Here is a 22,910-nt window from a genome sequence, read left to right on the forward strand (position 1 = left end):
GCGGAGCGGCGTCGGTGCGCCGGTCACAATTCCGAGTAGCCGCCGTCCTTCCAGACGTAGACCACATAGTCGAGCTTGGTCAGGTCGCCTTTCTGGTCGAAGGCGAGCGGGCCGAGCACGGTGTTGAAGGTGGCGCCGGAATGCATGTATTCTGCGACCTTCTTGGGATCGAGCGACTTGGCCGCCTCCGCCGCCTGCTTGATGACCTGCACGGCGGCGTAGGAATACAGCACGTAGCCTTCCGGATCGATGCCCTTGGCCTTGAACTTGTCGACGATCTCCTTGGCCGCCGGGCTCTTGCGCGGATCGGGGCCGAAGGTCATCAGCGTGCCGGCGGCGCCGGGACCGGCGACGGTCCAGTATTCCTTGTCGGTGATGCCATCGCCGGAGAACAGGACGGTGCTCATGCCCTGGTCGCGCATCTGGCGCACCAGCAGGCCGGCCTCCGGATGGAGGCCGCCATAATAGAGGACGTCGATGTTGGCCGCCTTCAGCTTGGAGACGAGGGCGGAATAGTCCTTCTCGCCGGGCGTGATGCCCTCGTAGAGCACTTCCTTGACGCCACCCTTGTTGATCGCCTTCTGGGTTTCGTCGGCAAGGCCCTTCCCGTAGGGGGTCTTGTCGTGGACGACGGCGATCTTCTTGTCCTTGAGGTTCTTGAGGATGTACGCGCCGGCCACGGCGCCCTGCTGGTCGTCGCGGCCGCAGGTGCGGAACACATTCCACAGCTTGCGCTCGGTGAAGGTCGGGTTGGTGGAGGCGGGGCTGATCTGCAGGATGCCGCCTTCCTCATAATTGACGGAGGTCGGGATCGAGACGCCCGAGTTGAAGTGGCCGACCACGTATTTCACGCCGTCCGAGACAAACTTGTTGGCGACCGAGGTGCCCTGGGCCGGGGTCGAGGCATCATCGCCCGTGAGCAGCTGGATCTGCTGGCCGAGAATGCCGCCGGCAGCGTTGACGTCCGCCACCGCCTGGTCGACGCCGTTCTTGAGCTGGGCGCCGAAGGCGGCGTTGGGGCCGGTCATGGGGCCGGCGACGCCCATCTTCACCTGCGCCTGGACCGGACTCTGGGCTGCGACGGCGAGGCCGGCACCGAAGGCAAGACCGGCAAGTAGAAGCTTTCTCATCCGTATCTCCTCTGGTTTGCCCGAACCGCGGTGGAGGCCGGGTTCGGTTGCGACGCGCCTCTTCTTGGTGTCCCTCCCGAACAGAAACGCCCGCGAAGCGCGGGCGTTTCCTTTTGCTGTCAGCGGTGCGGCGTCGGTGCGCCGGTCACAGTTCCGAGTAGCCGCCGTCCTTCCAGACGTAGACCACATAGTCGAGCTTGGTCAGGTCGCCCTTCTTGTCATAGGAGAGCGGGCCGAGCACGGTGTTGAAGGTGGCGCCGGAATGCATGTATTCGGCGACCTTCTTGGGGTCGAGCGACTTGGCCGCCTCGGCCGCCTGCTTGATGACCTGCACGGCGGCGTAGGAATAGAGCACGTAGCCTTCCGGATCGATGCCCTTGGCCTTGAAGCGGTCCACCACTTCCTTGGCGGCGGGGCTCTTGCGCGGATCGGGGCCGAAGGTCATCAGCGTGCCCGCGGCGCCGGGGCCGGCGATGGTCCAGTATTCCTTGTCGGTGATGCCGTCGCCGGAGAACAGCACGGTCTTCATGCCCTGGTCGCGCATCTGGCGCACCAGCAGGCCGGCTTCCGGATGCAGGCCGCCGTAGTAGAGGATGTCGACGTTGGCCGCCTTCAGCTTGGAGACGAGGGCGGAATAGTCCTTCTCGCCGGGCGTGATGCCCTCATAGACCACTTCCTTCACGCCACCCTTGTTGATGGCCTTCTGGGTCTCGTCGGCAAGGCCCTTCCCGTAGGGGGTCTTGTCGTGGACGATGGCGATCTTCTTGTCCTTGAGGTTCTTGAGGATGTACTCGCCGGCCACCGCGCCCTGCTGGTCGTCGCGACCGCAGGTGCGGAACACGTTCCACAGCTTGCGCTCGGTGAAGGTCGGGTTGGTGGAGGCGGGCGTGATCTCGAGGATGCCGCCTTCCTCATAGTTCGTGGAGGCCGGGATCGAGACGCCCGAGTTGAAGTGGCCGACCACGTATTTCACGCCGTCCGAAATCAGCTTGTTGGCCACCGAGGTGCCCTGGGCCGGGGTCGAGGCGTCGTCGCCGCTGAACGGCTGGATCTTCTGGCCGAGGATGCCGCCGGACGCATTGATGTCCGCCACCGCCTGGTCGAAGCCGTTCTTGAGCTGGGCGCCGAAGGCGGCGTTGGGGCCGGTCATGGGCGCGGCGACCGCCATCTTGACCTGGGCCTGAGCCTGCGCCGCGAAGGCGAGGCCGGCGCCGAGCGCAAGGCTGGCAATTAGAAGTTTCCTCATCCGTATCTCCTCTGGATTTCCGGCGCCACGGCGGGGCCATGGGTCCGGCTGCAATGGGCAGATGGTGCGACTGGGTCAGCCTGACTTCGGGGACGTGGATGCCGGCCATTCTGCCGCAAAACCGGCGCCTGTCGATGGCGCATGGTCCCCTGCGGCAGGATTGCCCACACCAGAGCGGGGGCCGCTCGGGTCGAGATCAACCGGAGCGGTCACTCCCTCTCCGGTTTGCGGCGCCTTCAGGAGCGTCGCCGCCAGGCGAGCGGGCCGGCGCTCTCGTAGAGCCAGCCGTAGCGCTGGGTCATCTGCTGCTTGCGCACCGCACGGAAGCCCAGCGTGGCGATGGAGAACAGGATGACCAGCTCCAGCAGGAAATGGTCCACCGCGAACAGCGTGCCATGGAACAAGGCGAAGTGGCAGAAGCGCACGGCGCAGGTGACCAGCACCGCATAGAGGAAGACCTGGAAGAACGGGTTCCAGCCTTTCGCCACGGCGCGGCCGGACATCCAGGCCGCGCCGCCGCCGAGCGCCACGGTGACGAGCAGGAAGTCGCCGAGGGAGACCTCCACCACCGAGCGCGGGCGGACGATGTAGAGCGCCAGCACCGCCACCAGCGCCAGGGTGGGGAAGAGCACCGTGGGGGAGGCGGGGCGGCCGGGTTCGGGCAGGGGCGCGACCATGTCAGTGTCCCCCTTCCAGATAGGCGGCTTTCACTTCCGGCCGCTCCAGCAATTCCTTGCCGGTGCCGCTCATGGTCACGAGGCCGTTCACCAGCACATAGGCGCGGTGGGCGAGGCGCAGGGCATGATAGGCGTTCTGCTCCACCAGGAACACGGTAAGCCCCTCGCTGCGGTTGAGGTCGCGGATGGCGTCGAAGATCTGTTTCACCACCAGCGGAGCGAGACCAAGCGAGGGCTCGTCCAGCAGCAGCAGGCGCGGGCGGGTCATCAGCGCGCGGGCGATGGCCAGCATCTGCTGCTCGCCCCCGGACAGGGTGCCGCCGCGCTGGTGCAGGCGTTCCTTGAGGCGAGGGAACAGGTCGAACATGCGCTCCAGGTCGTCCTGGAAATGGGTGTTGCCGGCGACGGCGGCGCCCATCTGGAGGTTCTCATAGACGCTCATGCGGCCGAAGATCCGCCGCCCCTCGGGCGACTGGGCGATCTTGAGGCGCATGATCTCGTGCGTCGGCAGGCCGGTGATGTCCCGCCCGGCGAAGCTGATGGAGCCCTCCCGCGCCCGCGGCGCGCCGCAGATGGTCATCATCAGCGTAGACTTGCCGGCGCCATTGGCACCGATCAGCGTGACGATCTCGCCCTCGTTGACCTCCACGTCCACGCCCTTCAGGGCGACGATGTTGCCGTAATAAGTCTTCACGCCCTTCACGGAGAGCAGCGCCGTCATAGGCCGACCTCCGCTTCGACCGCTTCCACCGCCTCTTCGTCGACGCCGAGGTAAGCGGCGATCACGGCGGGGTCCGAGCGCACTTCCGCCGGGGTGCCGTCGGAAATCTTGCAGCCGTACTCCAGCACGATCACATGGTCCGAGATTTCCATCACCACCGACATGTCATGCTCGATCAGCAGCACCGAGGTGCCGTAATCGGCGCGGATGGACAGGAGCAGCGCGTTGAGCGCCGCCGATTCCCGCGGGTTGAGGCCGGCGGCGGGCTCGTCGAGGCACAGCAGCACCGGGTCGGCGCACATGGCGCGGGCGATCTCCAGCCGGCGCTGGTCGCCATAGGGCAGGTCGCCGGCGGGGTCGTCGGCGCGGCTGACCAGGTCCACCTTCTCCAGCCAGTGCAGGGCGCGGTCCAGCCCTTCCTTTTCCTGGCGCCGCCAGGAGGGCAGGTTGATGAGCGCGCTGGGCGACAGCAGGCCGGAGCGGGTGAGGCGGGTGTGCTGCGCCACCATCAGGTTCTCCAGCACCGTCATGCCGGAGAACAGGCGGATGTTCTGGAAGGTGCGGGCGACGCGGGCTCGCGAGGCCACCTTGTGGTCGGGCAGGCGCTCCAGCAGGTAAAGGGCGCCGCCGGTGGTGGCCGCGTGCGCCTGGCCGTTGGCGGTGAGCGCCTGCACCTCCTCCGGGCTGGCCGGGGCGTCGTGAGACAGCGCGAGGCGCCCCAACGTCGGCTTGTAGAAGCCGGTGATGCAGTTGAACGCCGTGGTCTTACCGGCGCCGTTGGGGCCGATGAGGGCGGTGACATCGCCGCGCCCCACGCTGAAGGACACGTCGTTCACCGCGATCAGGCCGCCGAACCGCATGGTGAGATGGTCGACGGCCAGGATGGGATCGGTTTCCCAACGTCTCATCCGTGGCCCTCCTTCACGAGGTCGCCGGACACCGTCTTGCGCTCCTTCAGGAAGATGGTGGCGAGCCGCCCCGAGACCAGGCCGCGCGGGCGCCACACCATCACCGCCACCATGGCGAAGCCGAAGATGAGCATGCGGTAGAGCGTGGGGTCGAAGTCCGGCCCCAGCAGCCAGTCGCTTTTCAGGAAGGAGAGGTTCCGCAGCATCTCCATGCCGCCGATCATCAGCACGGCGGCGGCGGCGACGCCGATCTGCGAGCCCATGCCGCCCAGCACCACGATGGCCAGGATCATGGCCGATTCGATGAAGGTGAAGCTTTCCGGCGACACGAAGCGCACCCGCACCGCGAAGAAAGCGCCGGCGAAGCCGCCGAACATGGCGCCGGTGGCGAAGGCGGTGAGCTTGGTGAGCGTGGTGTTGATGCCGAGCGAGCGGCAGGCGATCTCGTCCTCGCGCAGGGCTTCCCACGCCCGGCCCACCGGCATGCGCCGCAGCCGGAGCGTGACCAAGGCGGTGAGGGCGGCGAGCGCGAGGATGACGAAATAGAGGAAGATGATGCGGTGCATGGGATCGAAGGTGAGCCCGAAGTGCGCCGCGAAGCCGTCGTCCCCGGCGGAGAACGGCATGCCGAAGAAGGAGATGGGCGGGATGGAGGCGATGCCCGCGCCGCCATTGGTGAAATCGGTCCAGTTGATCAGCACGAGGCGGATGATCTCGCCGAACGCCAGGGTGACGATGGCCAGATAGTCGCCGCGCAGGCGCAGCACCGGGAAGCCGAGGATGACCCCCCACAGCGCCGCCAGCAGGCCGCAGACCGGCAGGCAGACCCAGAACGACCACGCCGCCCAGAAGCCTTCGCCCAGGTGCCCGGCCATGAAGTCGTTGATCGGCACGCTGGTGGACAGCAGCGCGAAGGCGTAGGCGCCGACGGCGTAGAAGGCCACGTAGCCGAGGTCCAGCAGCCCGGCGAGGCCGACCACGATGTTGAGGCCCCAGCCCAGCATCACATAGGAGCCGATGTAGATGCCGAGGTCGATCCAGTAGCGGCTGGGCGTGAGGCCGCCGGACAGCACCACCGCCAGCAGCGGATAGAGGAGGGCGAGGGTGAAGAAGGCGGGCTTGGCGAGCGGCGAGATGCGCGCGCCCAGCCCCGCCAGGGCGGAGGGCGTGGCGGCGACGCGTTTCTCCCGGCCCGGACGCCACACGGTGAGGTGCATGACGAGGCGCAGCACCGCCACCACCACCGCGAACACGGTGACGAGGCCGAAGCGGGTGGTGAGGGTGAGCGGGCCGCTGCCGCTCTCGGTGGCGCGGAAGCCGACCAGCGGCAGGAGCAGGAGCCAGGTGATGACGCCGCTCACCACCGCGTCCTTCAGCGCGACGGCGAGCGGGGCGGGACGCGCGGGCGCGCTCCCGTCCCCGGTCAGGGCCTTGGCCATCAGACCTTCTCCACTTCCGGCCGGCCGAGCAGGCCCTGGGGCATGAAGACGAGCGTGATGGCGAGGATGGAGAAGGCCGCCACGTCCTTGTATTCAATGGAGAAGTAGGCGGACCAGAAGGTCTCGATCAGGCCGATGAGCAGCCCGCCCAGCACCGCGCCCGGCAGCGAGCCGATGCCGCCCAGCACCGCGGCGGTGAAGGCCTTCACGCCCGGCACGAAGCCGTCGTTGAAGTTCACCACGCCATAATACATCAGGTACATGACGCCCGCGACCGCGGCCAGCATGGCGCCGATGATGAAGGTCAGCGAGATGGTGCGGTCGACGTCCACGCCCAGCAGCGCGGCCATCTTGCGGTCCTGCTCGCAGGCGCGCTGGGCGCGGCCGAGCGGGGTCTTCTGCACCAGGTACCAGAAGCCGGCCAGCAGCGCCACGGTGACGCCCATGATGACGATCTGCTTGTAGGCCAGCGTCACCTGGTAGCCGTTGTTGTCCATCAGCACGATGACGTCGGTGAGCATGGGCGGCAGCGGCTTGTTGCGCGGGCCCTGGGCCACCTGGACGAAATTGGCCAGCAGGATGGACATGCCGATGGCCGAGATCATCGGCGCGAGGCGGAACGAGCCGCGCAGGGGGCGGTAGGCGACGCGCTCGATGGTCCAGGACAAAAGCCCGGTGAAGATCATCGCCACCACGAGGACGATGGCGAGCACGAGGAAGATGGACGAGAGGCCGATCACGGTGGTCAGCAGCAGGAAGGCGATGAGGCCGATGAAGGCGCTGACCATGAACACGTCGCCATGGGCGAAGTTCACCATGCCGATGATGCCGAACACCATGGTGTAGCCGATGGCGATGAGCCCATAGATGGATCCGAGCGTCAGCCCGTTGATCAATTGCTGGAGAAAGACGTCCATGCGTCCGATGCCCCTCGTTTGGATCCGCCTATTGTTTAGCCGTGCCTCATGTGTGGGCACTACGGATCAATGCGACTCATAGCGTGGGTCTTGCGGGGAGACAAATGCGCCTTTTGGCGTGTGGACAGCGCCTCCCCCCGCGTTTTCCGGACCAGACAGCTTTTCCTCAAAGCGCGCCTGACGCAACATCTGGCGCAGGAGTCGCGTGGGAGGACAACATGGCGCTGGAAATGTCGGGCAGCTACGAACTGCCCGTGACGCGCGAGAAAGCCTGGGCGGCGCTGAACGACGCGGAGGTCCTGAAGCGCTGCATCCCGGGCTGCGAGGAGCTTGAAAAAGCCTCCGACACCGAGCTGAAGGCGGTGGTGGTGGCCAAGGTCGGGCCGGTGAAGGCGAAGTTCCGCGGCACTGTCACCTTGAGCGAGTTCAACGCGCCCGAGAGCTACCGTATCTCTGGGGAAGGCGACGGCGGCATCGCCGGATTCGCCAAGGGTGGGGCATTTGTCCAGTTGACCCCGAGCGAAACCGGCACCACCTTGGCCTACACGGCCGAGGCGCAGATCGGCGGCAAGCTTGCCCAGCTTGGTCAGCGCCTCGTGGCAGGGACAGCGAAAAAAATCGCCGACGAGTTCTTCAGGAATTTCGCCGAAGCGGTCGCGCAGGAGACGTCCGAGGGAGCATGATCTCCCTCTGTTCTCGTGCGTTCCCTGATGTCGTCCCGCTTCAAGCTCGATCCGTTCGTCATTGCCCTCGCGCTGACCGTTCTCGCCGCCATCGCCTGGCCCACGCCCGGCGTCACCGACGGCCCGCTGCACGCCGACAAGGCCGCCAGCTACGGCGTGGCCTTCATCTTCGTGCTCTACGGCCTCTCGCTCGCCCCCGAGCATCTGTGGAAAAGCGCCGGGCGCTGGCGGGTGCATCTCGTGGTGCAGGCCTCCACCTTCGTGCTGTTCCCGGTGGTGGTGCTGGCGGCGCATCCGCTGCTGGTGCGCATCATGCCGCAGGAGATGGTCACCGGTTTCTTCTTCCTGGCCGCGTTGCCCTCCACCGTCTCGTCCTCGGTGGCGATGACCTCGCTGGCGCGCGGCAACGTGCCGGTGGCGATCTTCAACGCCAGCATCTCCAGCCTGATCGGCGTGTTCGTCACGCCGCTGCTGATGGCCTGGTACATGCACGCGACCGGCTCGCAGATGGATCTCAAGGACGTCATCATCAAGCTGGTCCTGCTGGTGATGCTGCCGGTGGGCATCGGCCAGATGCTGCGGCCGGTGGCGGCGGAATTCGTTGCCCGGCACAAGACCATGGCCCGCATCGCCGACCGGGCGGTGATCCTCGCCATCGTCTACAATTCGTTCTGCGACAGCGTGGCCGGTGGGGTGTGGAGCAAGCACGATCCGCGCCTCATCGTCGAGATGCTGGTGGGCGTGGTGGTGCTGTTCTTCGTGGTCTACGGCCTCGTGGCGGTGATCTGCCGCCTCGTGGGCTTCAATCCGTCGGACCGTATCGCGGTGCTGTTCTGCGGCTCCAAGAAGTCGCTGGCCACCGGCCTGCCCATGGCCCGCGTCATCTTCGGCTCGCAGGCCGAGCTCAGCCTGATCATCGCGCCGGTGATGCTGTTCCATTTCATCCAACTGGTGATCGTCAGCTTCATTGCCAGCCATAATGCGGCGCGCCTCGATCGCGCCGAGGCGGCGGCGCGGGACGCGGCGCCCGCGCCCGGAGAGCCGGCGCGCCTGGCCGAGCAGGGACGCGGCGCGAAGATGTGATGCGGCGGCGGATCGGTGCGCGGTGATCGGCCATCACCGCGCTTGACCGCCGCATCCGCCAAGTTCCACACTGGACCAATTAAAAACGATCCCATCCAGCCCGGACGCGCGAGGGCTCCGCCGGGCCGGCCGGGCGAAAAAGGTCCGGGAGGTTGCTTGATGGCGAAGATTTCGTTGACCGTGAACGGCAAGGCGGTGACGGCGGAGGTCGAGCCGCGCACGCTGCTGGTGCAGCTCTTGCGTGAGACGCTCAATCTCACCGGCACCCATGTGGGCTGCGACACCAGCCAGTGCGGCGCCTGCGTGGTGCATCTGGACGGCGCCGCCGTCAAATCCTGCACCATGCTCGCGGTCCAGGCGGACGGCGCCAGCGTGACCACCATCGAGGGCCTCGCCAAGGGGACCCAGCTGCACCCCATGCAGGAAGCCTTCCGCGAGCACCATGGCCTGCAATGCGGCTTCTGTACGCCGGGCATGATCATGACCGCGGTGGACATGGTGGCGCGGCTCGGCTCCGAGCTGGACGAGGCCACCATCCGCGAAAATCTCGACGGCAACCTCTGCCGCTGTACCGGCTACCACAACATCGTCAAGGCGGTGGAGGCCGGGGCCCGGGCCATGGGCCAGCCGGCGCTCGCGGCGGAATGACCGCTCCGGCGCCGCGCGCCGGGTATCCTGTGCATCTGCTCATCACCCGGCATGGATCGCAATGCCGGGACGCGTCCGCGCCGCGCGGGCGCTGACGCATCCCCGGACAGCCGGAACAAGCGGCGCCGGGCCACCTCATCCAGGGAGCCGGAGCCGCGCCGACCGCATGTCCGGCGGCGTCCCGCCTCCACCACACGGAGAGCGTCCGTCCCGCCTGCGGCGGCGATGCGCTCGGGGAGGACAGCATGAACGCCAGCACGATCTCCACCATCGGCGCCCCGGTCCGGCGCAAGGAAGACCACCGCTTCATCACCGGCAAGGGCCGCTACACGGACGACATGAACCGGCCGGGCCAGACGCAGGCCTATTTCCTGCGCTCGCCGCATGCCCATGCGCGCATCCGCGCCATCGACACCACGGCCGCCGCCGCGATGCCTGGCGTGGTCGCCATCCTGACCGGCGCGGACCTCGCCGCCGACGGGGTGGGCGACCTGATCTGCGGCTGGATGATCCATTCGGTGGACGGCACGCCCATGCGCATGGGCTCCCATCCGGCGCTGGCCAAGGACACCGTGCGCTATGTGGGCGACCACGTGGCGGTGGTCATCGCCGAGACGCTGAACGCGGCCAAGGACGCGGCCGCCGCCGTGGAGGTGGACTACGACGTGCTGCCCGCCGTCGCCGAGACCGGCCGGGCGCAGGCCCCCGACGCTCCGCAGTTGCACGAGGTGGCGCCCGGCAACACGGTGTTCTCCTGGGAGCTGGGCGACAAGGCCGCCACCGATGCGGCCTTCTCCGGCGCGGCGCACGTGATCCCGCTCGACCTCGTCAACAACCGCCTCGCGCCCAACCCCATCGAGCCGCGCGCCGCCATCGGCGAATATGACAGCGGCGACGATGCCTTCACGCTGTGGACCACCAGCCAGAACCCGCACCTCGCCCGCCTCGTGCTCTCCGCCTTCGTCGGCATCGCGCCGGAGAACAAGCTCAGGGTGATCGCCCCCGACGTGGGCGGCGGCTTCGGCTCGAAGATCTTCATCTATGCGGAGGAGACGGTGTGCGTATGGGCCGCCAAACGGGTGGGGCGGCCGGTGAAATGGACCTCCGACCGCTCGGAGGCCTTCCTCTCCGACGCCCATGGACGCGACCACATCACCCATGCGGAGCTGGCGCTGGATGCGCACGGCAAGATCCTCGGCTTCCGGGTGAAGACCACCGCCAACATGGGCGCCTATCTCTCCACCTTCGCCTCGTCCATCCCGACCTATCTCTATGCGACGCTGCTGTCGGGCCAGTACGATATTCCCGCCATCCATTGCCATGTGGACGCGGTCTATACCAACACCGCCCCGGTGGATGCCTATCGCGGCGCCGGGCGGCCGGAGGCCACCTTCCTGGTGGAGCGCATCGTCGAGATCGCCGCCCGCACGCTGAAGATGGACGGCGCCGCCTTCCGCCGGCGCAACTTCATTACCAGCTTCCCGCACCAGACGCCGGTGATCATGGCCTATGACGCGGGCGACTACGGCGCCTCGCTGGACAAGGCCTTGATGCTGTCCGACTACGCCGGCTTCCCCGCCCGCAAGGCGGAAGCCGCGGCGCGCGGCAAGCTGCGCGGCATCGGCCTGTCCAATTATATCGAGGCCTGCGGCATCGCCCCCTCGGCGGCGGTGGGCTCGCTGGGGGCGGGCGTCGGCCTGTGGGAGAGCGCGGAGGTGCGGGTGAACCCCACCGGCAATGTCGAGGTGCTCACCGGCTCGCACAGCCACGGCCAGGGGCACGAGACCACTTTCGCGCAACTGGTCTCATCCCGCCTGGGCATTCCCATGGAGCAGGTGAGCATCGTGCATGGCGACACCGACAAGGTGCAGTTCGGCATGGGCACCTACGGCTCGCGCTCCGGCGCGGTGGGCATGTCGGCCATCGTCAAGGCGCTCGACAAGGTGGAGGCCAAGGCCAAGAAGATCGCCGCCTACATGCTGGAGGCGTCGGAGGGCGACATCGAATTCAAGGACGGCCGCTTCACGGTCGCCGGCACCGACCGGGGCCTCGCCTTCGCCGAGGTGGCGCTGAACGCCTATGTGGCGCACAAATTCCCCACTTCGGAGATCGAGCCGGGGCTGAAGGAGGGCGCCTTCTACGACCCCACCAACTTCACCTTCCCCGCCGGCTGCCATGTCTGCGAGCTGGAGGTAGACCCGGACACCGGCGTCACCGAGATCGTGAATTTCGTGGCGGTGGACGATTTCGGCGTGGTCATCAACCCGATGATCGTCGAGGGTCAGGTGCACGGCGGCATCGCCCAGGGGGTGGGGCAGGCCCTGCTCGAAGGGGTGCATTATGACGGCGACGGCCAGCTCGTGACCGGCTCCTTCATGGACTACACCATGCCGCGCGCCGGCAACCTGCCGTCCTTCCGCATCGGGCTGACCGAGACGCGCTGCCCCTCCAACCCGCTCGGCATCAAGGGCTGCGGCGAGGCCGGGGCGATCGCGGCGCCCCCCGCCGTCATCAACGCCCTCACCTCCGCGCTGGGCACCGAGGACGTGCCCATGCCGGCCACCCCCGCCAAGGTGTGGCAGATCATCCAGGCCCAGCGCGCCGTGGCGCAGGCCGCCGAATAGACCCGCGCCAGGATTTCAAGGAGACAGGCCATGTATGCCTTCGATTATCAGCGCCCCGCCGCCATTGAGGCCGCCGTTGCCCTGCTGCGCGCGGTGGACGAGCCCAAGGTGCTGGCCGGCGGGCAGACGCTGCTGCCGACGCTGAAGCAGCGCCTCGCCCAGCCGGGCACGCTGGTGGACCTTGCCGGCATCCCCGGCCTCGCCGCCATCGAGCGGCGGGGGGAGGGGCTGCTGATCGGCGCCATGGCGCGCCATGCCCAGGTGGCGGCCTCGCCGCTGGTGCGCAGCGTCATCCCGGCGCTGGCGGAACTGGCCGGGATGATCGGCGACCCGGCGGTGCGCAATCGCGGCACGCTGGGCGGCTCCATCGCCAATAACGATCCCACCGCCGACTATCCGGCCGCCTGCCTCGGGCTCGGCGCCAGCATCGTCACCACCGCGCGCACGCTTCCGGCGGACGATTTCTTCACCGGCCTGTTCGAGACCGCGCTGGCGGAAGACGAACTGGTGGTGGCGGTGGAGTTCGCCGCACCGGCCCGCGCCGGCTACGCCAAGTTCCGCAACCCGGCCTCGCGCTATGCCATGGCCGGCGTGTTCGTGGCCGAGGGCGCCGAGGGCTTCCGGGTCGCGGTCACCGGGGCGGGGCAGGGCGGCGTGTTCCGCTGGACCGAGGCGGAAGCCGCGCTGGCGGCGGATTTCCGGCCGGAGGCACTGGACAACCTCTCGCTCGATTCTGCCGACGTGATGGCCGATCTGCACGGCAGCGCCGATTATCGGGCACATCTGGTGAAGGTGATGGCGAAGCGTGCGGTGACAGTAGCGTTGCGGTAGGTTGGTGCCGCTTTTGGCGATATTCTTGGTATACCAGAAAATGTCGTCAGAAATTCATGGTTTTATTGAACGGAGACGTCGTATGTTGTCCGGGCGCCTGAAGGGGGGGTCCAAATGGCGTCCGGTTCCATATCTGATATTGTGGAGCTTGCCCTAGCATTGCTTGCATCGGGCGCGCTCGCGGGGTTGCTCGTGGGTCTCTTCGGGGCCTACGGCGGATTGGTTATTGTGCCCGTCCTGCACCCGCTTCTCACAACTCTGGGTATACGCGACGGCTTCGTCGTGTATCTCGCCGCAGGGATTTCCCTGGGGCTCGTCGTGCTGACCGGCCTGCGGTCCTGGCTCGACCATCGCGCATCCCGCGGCGCGACGGAGGGCGGGGGGACCGGCTGGCTATGGCCGATCTCGGCCGGCGCGGTGGCGGCGAGCGTCGTGGTCGCCGCCTTGCCCGGGCCGGAGGTGCAGCTCGTCTTCACGCTCGCCGTGCTGGCGGGCGCGCTGAAAGTGCTGTTCCTCAGCCGTCCCATGTCCTTGGCCTCGTCCGGCGGCGTCACCACCGCGATGACCGCGCTGGGGACCGTCGAGCTGGGCTCCGGCTCCGGTTTCGGCGGCGCGGGCGACGACGGCGGCGTGGCCCATCTGCTGGCCGACTGGCGCGTCCGCGTGATGCGGGGCTGGGCGGCCGCGGGCCGCATCGCGGCAACGCCGCTGGCCATCTGCATCCTGCTCGCCATTCCCGGTGCCGCCGGCCTCGCCATGGCCGCGTTCGGCGAAGCCCGCCCGCCGGTGGGGTTCGTCGGCTATCGCGGCGCCATCTGTGTCGTGGTGATCCTGGTCACCGCCATGCTGCTCGCGCCCCTGGGCGCGGAATTGTCCGGCCAGTTTCCCAAGCGCGTGCTGGAAGTCAGCCTCGGCCTCTTCCTGCTGCTGGTCGCCGCGCAGTTCGCCTTCGTGCTGCTGGGCTGACGCCGGCGCCCCTGCGCCGCCCGCGCGGCGGGAGTGGGTGCTTGCTTGGCCGTCGGGCAGGCTTCCGGTCGGGCGGGTCCCGCAGTACATCTTGTGCATGCCTGATCCGACCGCCTTCCCGCTCGCGTCCATCGATGCCACCGCCGCGCTGCTGGCGGGGGCCGGCTACGTGCCCGACCGGGCGCTCGCCACGGTGGTCCATCTCGCCTTGCGCATGCGCCGCCCGCTGCTGCTGGAGGGCGAGGCCGGCGTCGGCAAGACCGAAGTGGCGCGCACGCTCGCCGCCGCCCTCGGGCGCCGCCTCATCCGCCTGCAATGCTACGAGGGGCTCGACCTCGCCGCCGCCGCCTATGAGTGGAACTATCCCGCCCAGATGATCGCCATCCGCCTCGCCGAGGCGGCGGGCGAGAGCGACAAGGCGGAGATCGCCGCCGGCGTGTTCTCCGAGCGCTACCTGCTGCGCCGTCCGCTGCTGGAGGCGTTGGCGCCCGATCCGGCCGGCCCGCCGGTGCTGCTGATCGACGAGCTGGACCGCACCGACGAGGCGTTCGAGGCCTTCCTGCTGGAGGTGCTGGCGGACTTCCAGATCAGCATCCCCGAACTGGGCACGGTGAAGGCCGATCACCCGCCCATCATCGTGCTCACGTCCAACCGCACGCGCGAGATCCACGACGCGCTGAAGCGGCGCTGCCTCTACCACTGGGTGGACTATCCCTCCGCCGAACGCGAGCTGGAGATCCTGCGCAGCCGCCTGCCGCAGATCGGCGCGGCGCTGTCGCGGCAGGTGGTCGGCTTCGTCCAGGCGATCCGCAAGGAAGACCTGTTCAAGGTGCCCGGCGTCGCCGAGACGCTGGACTGGGCCGCCGCTTTGCTGGAGCTGGACGCGGTGGCCATCGACCCGGCGCTCGCCGGCGACACGCTCGGCGTGCTGCTGAAATACCAGGACGACATCGCCAAGACCGATGCCGCCGCCATCACCCGCCTCCTGGAGGAGGCGCGCCGTGCCGGCGACCGTGTCGCCTGACGCCTTCTCCGCCCCGGCCGGCGCCGGCCGGCTGGCGCAGAACATCCTGGCCTTCTGCCGCCTGCTGCGCGCGGCGGGGCTCAGGGTCGGCCCCGGCACCATGCTGGATGCGGTGGCGGCGGTGGAGGTGGCCGGCATCGGCGGCCGTGAGGACCTTTATTGGACGCTCCATGCCGTGCTGGTGTCGCGGCGCGACGACCATGCGGTGTTCGACGAGGTGTTCCGCCGCTTCTGGCGCCGCCGCAGCGGCTCGGACAAGCTGATGGAGCTGCTCTCGCCGGTGGCGGTGCCGCTGGCGCCGCCCCCGCCCAAGCCCGGCCTGCGCCGGGTGGAGGAGGCGTTCAGCGCCGCCGCCGCCCCGCCGCAGGAGCCGCCCGCCGAAATGGAGGTGGACGCCCGCCTCACCGCCTCCGACACCGATCTGCTGCGCACCCGCGACTTCGCCCAGATGAGCGCCGCGGAACTGGCCGAGGCACGCCGCCGCATCGCCGCCCTGCGGATGCCGGACGACCGCGCCCGCACCCGCCGCCTGGTCGCCGATCCGCGCGGCGGACGGTTCGACCTGCGCGCTGCCATCCGCGCCTCGCTGGCCACCGGCGGCGACCTCGTGCCGCTGCGGCGGCGCGGCCCGCGCGAGCGCCCGCCGCCGGTGGTCGCGCTCGTCGACATCTCCGGCTCCATGAGCGACTACGCCCGCCCGGTGCTGCACTTCCTGCACGCGCTCACCGCCCGGCGGCGGGTGGAGACCTTCCTGTTCGGCACCCGGCTCACCAATGTCAGCCGGGCGCTGCGCCACCGCGACGCGGACGCGGCGCTGGCCGAAGTCGGTCGGGCGGCGCCCGACTGGTCCGGCGGCACCCGCATCGCCACCTCGCTGCACGCCTTCAACAAGGACTGGTCGCGCCGGGTGCTGGCACAGAATCCGGTGGTGCTGCTGGTCACCGACGGGCTGGAACGGGATGCCGACGAGACGCTGGCCCGCGAGATGGACCGTCTGCATCGCTCCTGCCGCCGGCTGGTGTGGCTGAACCCGCTGCTGCGCTATGCCGGCTTCGAGCCGCGCGCGCGGGGGGTGAAGGCCATGCTGCCGCACGTGGATGACTTCCGCCCGGTGCACGACCTTGCCAGCCTTGAGGCGCTGGTGGAGGCTCTGTCGCAGCCGCCCGACGCCGCCGCGCGGCGCCGCCTGCCGGTCGCCGTCCCGGCCTGACACCGAGGAGCCGACATGAGCAAAACCACCGACCTCTTCACCATCGGCTATGAGCAGACCACGGTGCCGGCGTTCCAGGCCGCGCTCACCGGGGCCAAGGTAGACCTGCTGGTGGACGTGCGGGCGGTGGCGGCTTCGCGGCGGCCGGGCTTCTCCAAGACCGCGCTCGCCGCCGGCATCGCCGAGCACGGCATCGCTTATGTCCACCTGCGCGCGCTGGGCACGCCGAAGGAGGGGCGGCTCGCCGCCCGCAAGGGCGACGCGGCCACTCTGATGCGCATCTACAACGCCCATCTGGAGACCGCCCCGGCGCGCGAGGCACTGGACGAGCTCACCTCTTTGGCGCAGGGGCGCCATCTCTGCCTGCTGTGCTTCGAGCGCCATGTGGAGGGCTGCCACCGCCAGCGGCTCGCGCAGATCCTGTGCGAGCGGCTGGACGTGCCGGTGACGCACCTCGTGGCCGATCCCTTCTAGCCGGGACGTCCCCGCAGGGTCAGGGCCACGGCGATGGCCACCGCGCAGGCGGCGGCGCCAGCGAGGAAGACGGCGGAGAAGCCGGCCCGCGCCACCATCAGCCCAGCCAGAGGCCCGGTGAGGCCCTGCGCGATGTCGAGGAAGGCGACGAAGCTGCCGATGGCCACGCCCTGGCTCTCGCGCGGCACCCGCCGGACCGCCTCCACCCCCATGGCCGGGAACACCAAAGAGAAGCCCGCGCCGGTGAGCGCGGCGCCGACCAGCGCCACGGAGACGTGCGGCGCCGACCAGATCAGCATCTGCCCCACGCCCTCCACCGCCAGCGAGGCGAGCGTCACCGCCGCGCCGCCGAAGCGGTCCGGCAGGTGGGCGAACAGCACCCGCACCAGGATGAAGCCGCCGCCGTAGAGCGTCAGCGCGAGCCCCGCGCCCGGCCAGCCCCGCTCGGCGAAGGCCAGCACGATGAAGCTGCCGATGAGCGCAAACGGCGCGGTGGATAGCGCCAGCACCAGGCCATGCCGCCAGATCAGCCCCACCACGGTGCGGAACGGCAGGCGCGGCGCCGTGCCGGCGGGGGCGCGGGCCACGCCCGGCACGGTGAGCGCGATCAGCAGGGCGGCGAGCGGGCAGAGCGTCGAGAGCAGGGCGACGCCGGCGAAGCCGAAGCTCTGCTGCATGAAGACGCCGACCGGCGCCCCCACCGCCAGCGCGCCGCTGACTGCGATGCCGTTCCAGCCCATGACGAGGCCGGTGCCGGCCGGGCCGATCCGGCCGATGCCCCAGGTCAGGATGCCGGTGATGAACAGGCTTTCGGCAAGGCCCAGGATCATCCGCCCGGCGACCAGCACGGCGAGGCTCAGGGTGGGCGCGGCGATGGCGAGCGAGGCAAGGTAGGTGACGCCGGCCAGCGCCGCCAGCGGCAGGCCCGCGAGCACGGCGAAGCGGGCGCCGCGCAGGTCCACCAGATGGCCGGTGGCGCCGCGCGTCAGCACGGTGACCAGCGACTGGCTGCCCACCACGGCGCCGACCATGACGGCGCCGAAGCCGAGCCCGTCATGCACGCGCACCGGCAGCACCGGCAGAGGAATGCCGATGGCGAGAATGGCGAGGAAGGAGGTGAGGGTGAGGGGAAACAGGACCGGCAGGGCGCTGAACAGCGCCGAGGATCCTCGGGACGGGGTGGGAGGTGTCATGAAAAGACGCGGCCTTTCGATGCCGGCAGGGACCTGCCGAGGCTGCGTTGCTTGACGTGAGACGCTTACGGGGACTTGCGGTCCCAATGCCGGGCTCTCTAGGCGGCCCGCGCGGCAGGGTCAAGGCCCTTGCTCGCGCGTGACAATTATGGACCGCGAGGCTTGCGCGGGGATCGCTCCAAAACGGATGCGCTCATGGCCGGCCTGTCATTCAACTTCAGTCATCGGCACCTAGTCGAAGGGGGCGACGTCACGCGCTCAGGGCGCGCGTGATCCCTGCCAGGTTCCTGCGGTGGCGCGCGCTTCGCGCCGGTTCCGCCGGCCCGATCTTGGAGACAGCGATGACCAACGGCTCCCCGCGCCACACCGCCGCCCGCCCTGTCCCGGCGCCGGCCGCTTCGCCGCCCGCACGCCCGCAGCGCCGCACCCGGCTCGTCCGGCGCATCATCGTCGGGGTGTCGCTGGCGGTGGTGCTGTCCTTCCTCGGCTTCTCGCTGGCCATCGACCTGCGCCAGAAGGCGGTGATGACCCACGAGGTGGAGGCCAAGCTCGACAGCGCCGGCGCCCTGGCCTCGGACGCCATCGCCAGTTGGTTCGCCGGGCGCATGATGCTGGCGCAGGAGATCGCCGACACCATCGCCAAGAACCCGGCCGCCGCCCCGGAGATGCTCCAGAACAAGGTGCTGATCGACCAGTTCAAGTCGACCTATTTCGGCACCGCCGGCGGCGCCATGCACAATGCCCCGCCGCACGACATGCCGGCCGGCTACGATCCCCGCCGCCGGCCCTGGTACCAGGCCGCCGAGCGCGAGCGCGGCCCGGTCATGACGGCGCCCTATGTGGACGCCTCCACGCAGAAGCTGGTCATCACCGCGGCGGTTCCCGTCCATGCCGGCGGCCAGCTGGCCGGCGTCACCGGGGCCGACTTCTTCGTCACCAACCTCGTCGAGCGCCTCGGCACCATCGATTTCGGCGGCATGGGCTTTGCCTTCCTGGTGAACGAGGACGGCACCATCCTGGTGCATCCGGACATGGCGCTGGTGGGCAAGAAGCTGGGCGACATCTTCACCGGCCAGGTGCCGCCCATCGCGCGGCGGGTCTTTGAGGCGAAAGCGGGCGACACCGCGCTGCTGGTCACCTTCTTCCCGCTGACCGGGCTGGAGGGGGCGAAGTGGCATCTGGCCCTCGCCATCGACCCGGCGAAGGCGTTCGCGCCGCTCACCGCCTTCCGGGTGACGGCGCTGGTGGCCACCGCCATCATCGCCATCCTCACCATCACCCTGCTCAGCCAGTTGCTGCACCGGGCCATCGCCCGGCCGCTGGGCCGCATGACGGCGGCCATGAACGCCCTGGCCAATGGCGACCTGGACAACGAGGTGCCGGATCTCCACCGGCGCGACGAGATCGGCGCCATGGCCGCCGCCATGCAGGTGTTCAAGCAGCACGCCGTCGAGCGGGCGCGCCTGGAGGCGCGGGAGAATGCGGAGGCCGAGGTGCAGCGCCGCCGCGCCGGCACGGTGGACGGGCTGATCCAGTCCTTCAACAGCGACATCGGCGGGGTGCTCGACCTCGTCGCCACCTCCTCGCGCACGCTGGAGGCCACCGCCCGCTCGCTGACCGACACCGCCGACGCCAGCGCCCGCAACGCCCAGGGCGCGGCGGCGGCGGCCGAGCAAGCCTCCGCCAATGTCCGCAGCGTGGCTGCCGCGTCCGAGGAACTGGCCGCCTCCATCGGCGAGATTTCCAGCCGGGTGAACGTCTCGCGCGAGGTGGCCGAGCGCGCCGCCGCCTCGGCGCGCGAGACCGACGCCACGGTGCAGAGCCTGGTGTCGGTGAGCGCCCGCATCAGCGAGATCGTCGGCCTCATCAATGCCATCGCCGACCAGACCAACCTGCTGGCGCTCAACGCCACCATCGAGGCGGCGCGGGCGGGCGACGCGGGCCGCGGCTTCGCGGTGGTGGCGCAGGAGGTCAAGTCGCTGGCCGGCCAGACCGCCAAGGCCACCGAGGACATCGCCGCCCAGATCCAGGCGATCCAGGAGGCCTCCCGCGCGGCGGTGGCCGCCATCCACGAGATCGGCGACGTGATCGAGGAGATCAATACCATCTCCAGCGACATCTCCAACGCCATGGGCCAGCAGGGCGCGGCCACCCAGGAGATCGCCAGCAGCGTGCAGCAGGCGGCCAGCGGCACCCAGGACGTGTCGAGCAACGTGCTGGACGTGCGGCGCGGGGCCACCGCCACCGGCGCCGACGCCACCCGCGTGCTCGATGCCGCGGCGCACCTGTCGAAGGAAGCCGGCGACCTGCGGCAGAAGGTGGAGCAGTTCCTGGCCGCGATCCGCGCGGCCTGAGGACGGCGCTATCCGGCGGCGTCCAGCGGGCGGCCGTCCGCCGCCAGCGCGCGGGCCTCAGCCAGCGCTTCGGGCGTGTCCACGTCGAGGAAGGCGGCGGCGCCGGAGGCCGGCACCTCGCACACCGCCTCCGGATGGGCGGCAATCAGCCGGCGGGCGCCGATGTCGCCCTCCAGCCCCGCCAGTTCGGGGAAGAAGCGGCGCGACCACAGCACGGGATTGCCGCGCTGCTCGCCGGCCATGGGCACCACGATGAGGCGGCCCAGCTCCGGCGCGAAGGCATCGACCAGCGCGTCCAGCAGGGTTGGGGCAACCAGCGGCATGTCGCCCAGCAGGACCAGCGCGCCGTCCACGCCCGCCGGCAGGGCGGCGATGCCCCGGCGCACCGAGCTGGCCATGCCGGTCGCATAATCGGGATTGTGCACGAAGGCCACCGGCAGGCCCTCCAGCGCCGCCTCCACGCGCTGGTGCTCGTGGCCCGTCACGACCACCAGCGGCCGGGCGCGGGAGGCGAGCGCGGCCTCCACCACGTGGCGGATCACCGGCCTGCCGCCGAGCGGCTCCAGCAGCTTGTTCGGCCCGCCCATGCGGGTGCCGCGCCCGGCGGCGAGGATCACCGCCGCCACGTCGGGCGCGTGCGCGGCCGGGGGCTCCTGGCGCGGCTGCGGGCGGGTGACGATCTCGCTCAGCAGGCCGCCGACGCCGAGGCCGGCCACATCCCGCGCGGTCACGTCGAGGCCGGCCAGCAGGCGCATGAGCAGCCAGTCGAAGCCGTTCTCCTTGGCGCTGCGGGCGCAGCCCGGCGCGCCGATCACCGGCAGGCCGCCCAGGCGGCCGACGAGGGTGAGGTTGCCGGGGTCCACCGGCATGCCCAGCCGCTCCACCGCGCCGCCCGCCGCCAGCAGCGCGGCGGGGATGACGTCGCGCCGGTCGGTGATGGCGGAGGCGCCGAAGACGAGGACCAGTTCGGCCCCGTCCGCCGCGACAGTGGCGATGGCCTCGGCCAGGGCCCGGGTCTCGTGCGGCACGCGCACGTCGTGCGAGACGGCGGCGCCGGCGGGGGCGAGGCGCGCGGCGGTGACGCGCAGGGTCTTCTCCACCACCTTGGGCGGCAGGCCGGGCAGCAGGGTGGAGATGAGCGCCACCTTGCGGCGGACGAAGGGGTGGACGCGCAGCAGCGCGCCGGTGCGCGCCAGGGCGTCCTCCACCAGCGCGCCGTCCACCGCGAAGGGGATGATCTTGACGGTCGCCACCATGTCGCCCGCCGCCACCGGCTTGAACTGCGGCAGGGTGGCGAGGGTGATGGCCTCGTCCTGGGCGTTGAAGGCGTCCACCCCGGCCGCATCCACCTCCAGCACGCCGTCGGCCAGGGCATGAAGGTTGCTGCGGCCGGTGAAGGGGGGCTCCACGCGCACCTGCGGCCCGGCGATGCGGGCGGCGAACTGATGGGCGGCCTCGTCCTCCGGCCGGTCGCCGGGGTCGAGCCGGGCCACCACCACCTCGGTGAAGCCGGCCGCGCGCAAGGCGGCGATCTCGGCCGCGCCGAGGCGCGTGCCCTTCTTCACCACGCCGTCGCCGCAGCGCACCGAATGGGCCGCCACCGCGCCTTCCGCCGCGTCCAGTGGAACCGGGCCGAACCTCACGCCGCCGCCTCGCGGGCGGGGGCGGGCTTGCGCAGGGCGCCGATCACCTGGGCCAGGATGGCGACCGCGATCTCGGGCGGGTTGGCGGCGCCGATGTCCAGCCCGATGGGGGCATGGATGCGCTCCAGCAGGGCCGGGGACAGGCCGCGCGCGGCGAGCCGCTCGATGCGCTTGGCGTGGGTGCGGCGCGAGCCGAGCGCGCCAACATAGAAGCAGCCGGCGGCGAGCGCCGCCTCCAGCGCCGGCTCGTCGATCTTGGGGTCGTGGGTCAAGGCGACCAGGGCGGTGAAGGGGTCGAGGCCGAGCGCGGGCAAAGCGGTGTCCGGCCATTGCGCGATCACCGTGGTCTGCGGGAAGCGCTCGGGGGTGGCGAAGGCGGTGCGCGGGTCGATGATGGTCACGTCGAAGCCCGCGCCCCGCGCCATGGGGGCGAGGGCCTGGGAGATGTGCACCGCGCCCACCACCACCATGCGGGCGGGCGGCACGTGGACGGTGAGGAACACCCGGTCCGCGCCTTCGCCCACCACGCCGCTCTTGCCGGCGGCAAGCGCCGCGTCCAGCTCGCGCGCCAGCGGGTCGCGGGCGGTGTCCGCCGCCTTGACGAGGCGCTGGGCGTTGCTGCCGAGGTGGGTCACCAGCACGGCGGCGTGCCGGGCGGCGCGTTCCGCATTGAGGGCGGAGAGAAGGGAAAGATCCATGCGTCAGTTCCGTCTCTCAAAATGTTGGTCTGGTGGGAAAGAGAGTTTCATCCACCGGCCTCAGTCGATGCGTTCCACATAGACGCGGATGGCGCCGCCGCAGGACAGGCCGACGCGCCACGCGGTCTCGTCGGCGACGCCGAATTCCAGCGTGCGCGGCGTGCCGCTCCCGATCACGTCCAGCGCCTCGGTCACCACGGCGCCTTCCACGCAGCCGCCGGACACCGAGCCGAGGAAGCGGCCGGCGTCGTCGATCACCAGATGGCTGCCCACCGGCCGGGGCGCGGAGCCCCAGGTTTCCAGCACCGTGGCCAGCGCCACGCCCTTGCCCTCGGCCCGCCACCGCGCGGCGGCTTCCAGCACATCGTCCTCGCGCGCAAGCATGGCGGCTCTCCATCCCGTGCAGGGCAAAGGGCCCGCGCGCGTTGGCGCCCGCCGGTC

General features: G+C 70.1%; 21 protein-coding genes. 10 read left to right on the forward strand and 11 right to left on the reverse strand.

Annotation, left to right across the window (positions count from 1 at the left end; translation table 11 throughout):
* Positions 1 to 23 precede the first annotated feature (23 nt).
* From YU1_RS0109780 to YU1_RS0109810, 7 genes are all read right to left on the reverse strand, one after another.
* Positions 24 to 1,130 (reverse strand): branched-chain amino acid ABC transporter substrate-binding protein, encoded by a 1,107-nt coding sequence (locus YU1_RS0109780; protein ID WP_029003908.1) that lies wholly within the window; start codon positions 1,128 to 1,130, stop codon positions 24 to 26.
* 145 nt (positions 1,131 to 1,275) lie between these two features.
* A complete protein-coding gene (locus YU1_RS0109785) occupies positions 1,276 to 2,376 on the reverse strand; it encodes a branched-chain amino acid ABC transporter substrate-binding protein (RefSeq protein ID WP_029003909.1) in 1,101 nt (366 codons plus the stop codon).
* Between the two features lie 236 nt (positions 2,377 to 2,612).
* Entirely contained in the window at positions 2,613 to 3,053 is a 441-nt protein-coding gene (locus YU1_RS0109790; RefSeq protein ID WP_029003910.1) for a DUF6867 family protein, read from the reverse strand.
* A gap of 1 nt (position 3,054) precedes the next feature.
* Positions 3,055 to 3,774 carry an ABC transporter ATP-binding protein gene (locus tag YU1_RS0109795; RefSeq protein WP_029003911.1) on the reverse strand — a complete coding sequence of 240 codons (720 nt, stop codon included), beginning with the start codon at positions 3,772 to 3,774 and terminating at the stop codon, positions 3,055 to 3,057.
* Complete coding sequence (locus YU1_RS0109800; RefSeq protein WP_029003912.1) at positions 3,771 to 4,682, reverse strand: ABC transporter ATP-binding protein; 912 nt, start codon at positions 4,680 to 4,682, stop codon at positions 3,771 to 3,773. The genes YU1_RS0109795 and YU1_RS0109800 overlap by 4 nt, the downstream gene beginning before the upstream one ends.
* Entirely contained in the window at positions 4,679 to 6,121 is a 1,443-nt protein-coding gene (gene livM, locus YU1_RS0109805) for a high-affinity branched-chain amino acid ABC transporter permease LivM (RefSeq protein ID WP_051356699.1), read from the reverse strand. Before livM ends, YU1_RS0109800 begins: the two co-directional genes overlap by 4 nt.
* The gene (locus tag YU1_RS0109810; RefSeq protein ID WP_029003914.1) at positions 6,121 to 7,038 is read right to left on the reverse strand and encodes a branched-chain amino acid ABC transporter permease; all 918 of its coding nucleotides are present in this window, start codon (positions 7,036 to 7,038) and stop codon (positions 6,121 to 6,123) included. Before YU1_RS0109810 ends, livM begins: the two co-directional genes overlap by 1 nt.
* A 218-nt stretch (positions 7,039 to 7,256) precedes the next feature.
* Between YU1_RS0109810 and YU1_RS0109815 the strand changes: the two genes are divergently transcribed.
* The 9 genes from YU1_RS0109815 to YU1_RS0109855 all read left to right on the forward strand — a co-directional run bounded on the left by YU1_RS0109815 (position 7,257) and on the right by YU1_RS0109855 (position 16,581).
* Positions 7,257 to 7,721 (forward strand): SRPBCC family protein, encoded by a 465-nt coding sequence (locus tag YU1_RS0109815; protein ID WP_029003915.1) that lies wholly within the window; start codon positions 7,257 to 7,259, stop codon positions 7,719 to 7,721.
* A 27-nt stretch (positions 7,722 to 7,748) separates the two neighbouring features.
* A complete protein-coding gene (locus YU1_RS28850; protein ID WP_084539784.1) occupies positions 7,749 to 8,804 on the forward strand; it encodes a bile acid:sodium symporter family protein in 1,056 nt (351 codons plus the stop codon).
* Positions 8,805 to 8,963: 159 nt separating this feature from the next.
* A complete protein-coding gene (locus tag YU1_RS0109825) occupies positions 8,964 to 9,452 on the forward strand; it encodes a (2Fe-2S)-binding protein (protein ID WP_029003916.1) in 489 nt (162 codons plus the stop codon).
* Positions 9,453 to 9,697: 245 nt separating this feature from the next.
* Entirely contained in the window at positions 9,698 to 12,076 is a 2,379-nt protein-coding gene (locus tag YU1_RS0109830) for a xanthine dehydrogenase family protein molybdopterin-binding subunit (protein ID WP_029003917.1), read from the forward strand.
* A gap of 30 nt (positions 12,077 to 12,106) precedes the next feature.
* The gene (locus YU1_RS0109835) at positions 12,107 to 12,907 is read left to right on the forward strand and encodes an FAD binding domain-containing protein (protein ID WP_029003918.1); all 801 of its coding nucleotides are present in this window, start codon (positions 12,107 to 12,109) and stop codon (positions 12,905 to 12,907) included.
* Between the two features lie 114 nt (positions 12,908 to 13,021).
* The gene (locus YU1_RS0109840; protein WP_084539778.1) at positions 13,022 to 13,873 is read left to right on the forward strand and encodes a TSUP family transporter; all 852 of its coding nucleotides are present in this window, start codon (positions 13,022 to 13,024) and stop codon (positions 13,871 to 13,873) included.
* Between the two features lie 97 nt (positions 13,874 to 13,970).
* Positions 13,971 to 14,897, forward strand: coding sequence for an AAA family ATPase (locus YU1_RS0109845; RefSeq protein ID WP_029003920.1), 927 nt, complete (start codon positions 13,971 to 13,973; stop codon positions 14,895 to 14,897).
* Entirely contained in the window at positions 14,875 to 16,107 is a 1,233-nt protein-coding gene (locus YU1_RS0109850) for a vWA domain-containing protein (RefSeq protein ID WP_029003921.1), read from the forward strand. The genes YU1_RS0109845 and YU1_RS0109850 overlap by 23 nt, the downstream gene beginning before the upstream one ends.
* Positions 16,108 to 16,122: 15 nt before the next feature.
* On the forward strand, positions 16,123 to 16,581 hold the full coding sequence (locus tag YU1_RS0109855) for a DUF488 domain-containing protein (RefSeq protein WP_029003922.1): 459 nt from the start codon (positions 16,123 to 16,125) through the stop codon (positions 16,579 to 16,581).
* Here YU1_RS0109855 and YU1_RS28855 read toward each other — a convergent pair.
* Positions 16,578 to 17,774, reverse strand: coding sequence for an MFS transporter (locus YU1_RS28855; protein WP_035714729.1), 1,197 nt, complete (start codon positions 17,772 to 17,774; stop codon positions 16,578 to 16,580). The genes YU1_RS0109855 and YU1_RS28855 overlap by 4 nt on opposite strands.
* 341 nt (positions 17,775 to 18,115) lie before the next feature.
* On the opposite strand from YU1_RS28855, the gene YU1_RS0109865 reads away from it, so the two are divergent.
* Complete coding sequence (locus YU1_RS0109865; RefSeq protein ID WP_051356700.1) at positions 18,116 to 20,128, forward strand: methyl-accepting chemotaxis protein; 2,013 nt, start codon at positions 18,116 to 18,118, stop codon at positions 20,126 to 20,128.
* Between the two features lie 8 nt (positions 20,129 to 20,136).
* On the opposite strand, the gene YU1_RS0109870 is transcribed toward YU1_RS0109865, so the two are convergent.
* From YU1_RS0109870 to YU1_RS0109880, 3 genes are read right to left on the reverse strand one after another with little or no spacing between them, the layout of a single operon-like run.
* A complete protein-coding gene (locus tag YU1_RS0109870; protein WP_029003924.1) occupies positions 20,137 to 21,771 on the reverse strand; it encodes an NTP transferase domain-containing protein in 1,635 nt (544 codons plus the stop codon).
* Positions 21,768 to 22,469 carry an XdhC family protein gene (locus tag YU1_RS0109875; RefSeq protein WP_029003925.1) on the reverse strand — a complete coding sequence of 234 codons (702 nt, stop codon included), beginning with the start codon at positions 22,467 to 22,469 and terminating at the stop codon, positions 21,768 to 21,770. The genes YU1_RS0109870 and YU1_RS0109875 overlap by 4 nt, the downstream gene beginning before the upstream one ends.
* Before the next feature lie 60 nt (positions 22,470 to 22,529).
* Positions 22,530 to 22,853, reverse strand: coding sequence for an XdhC family protein (locus tag YU1_RS0109880; protein ID WP_029003926.1), 324 nt, complete (start codon positions 22,851 to 22,853; stop codon positions 22,530 to 22,532).
* Positions 22,854 to 22,910 lie beyond the last annotated feature (57 nt).

The organism is Azorhizobium doebereinerae UFLA1-100, assembly GCF_000473085.1.
In the GTDB taxonomy this organism is placed as follows: domain Bacteria; phylum Pseudomonadota; class Alphaproteobacteria; order Rhizobiales; family Xanthobacteraceae; genus Azorhizobium; species Azorhizobium doebereinerae.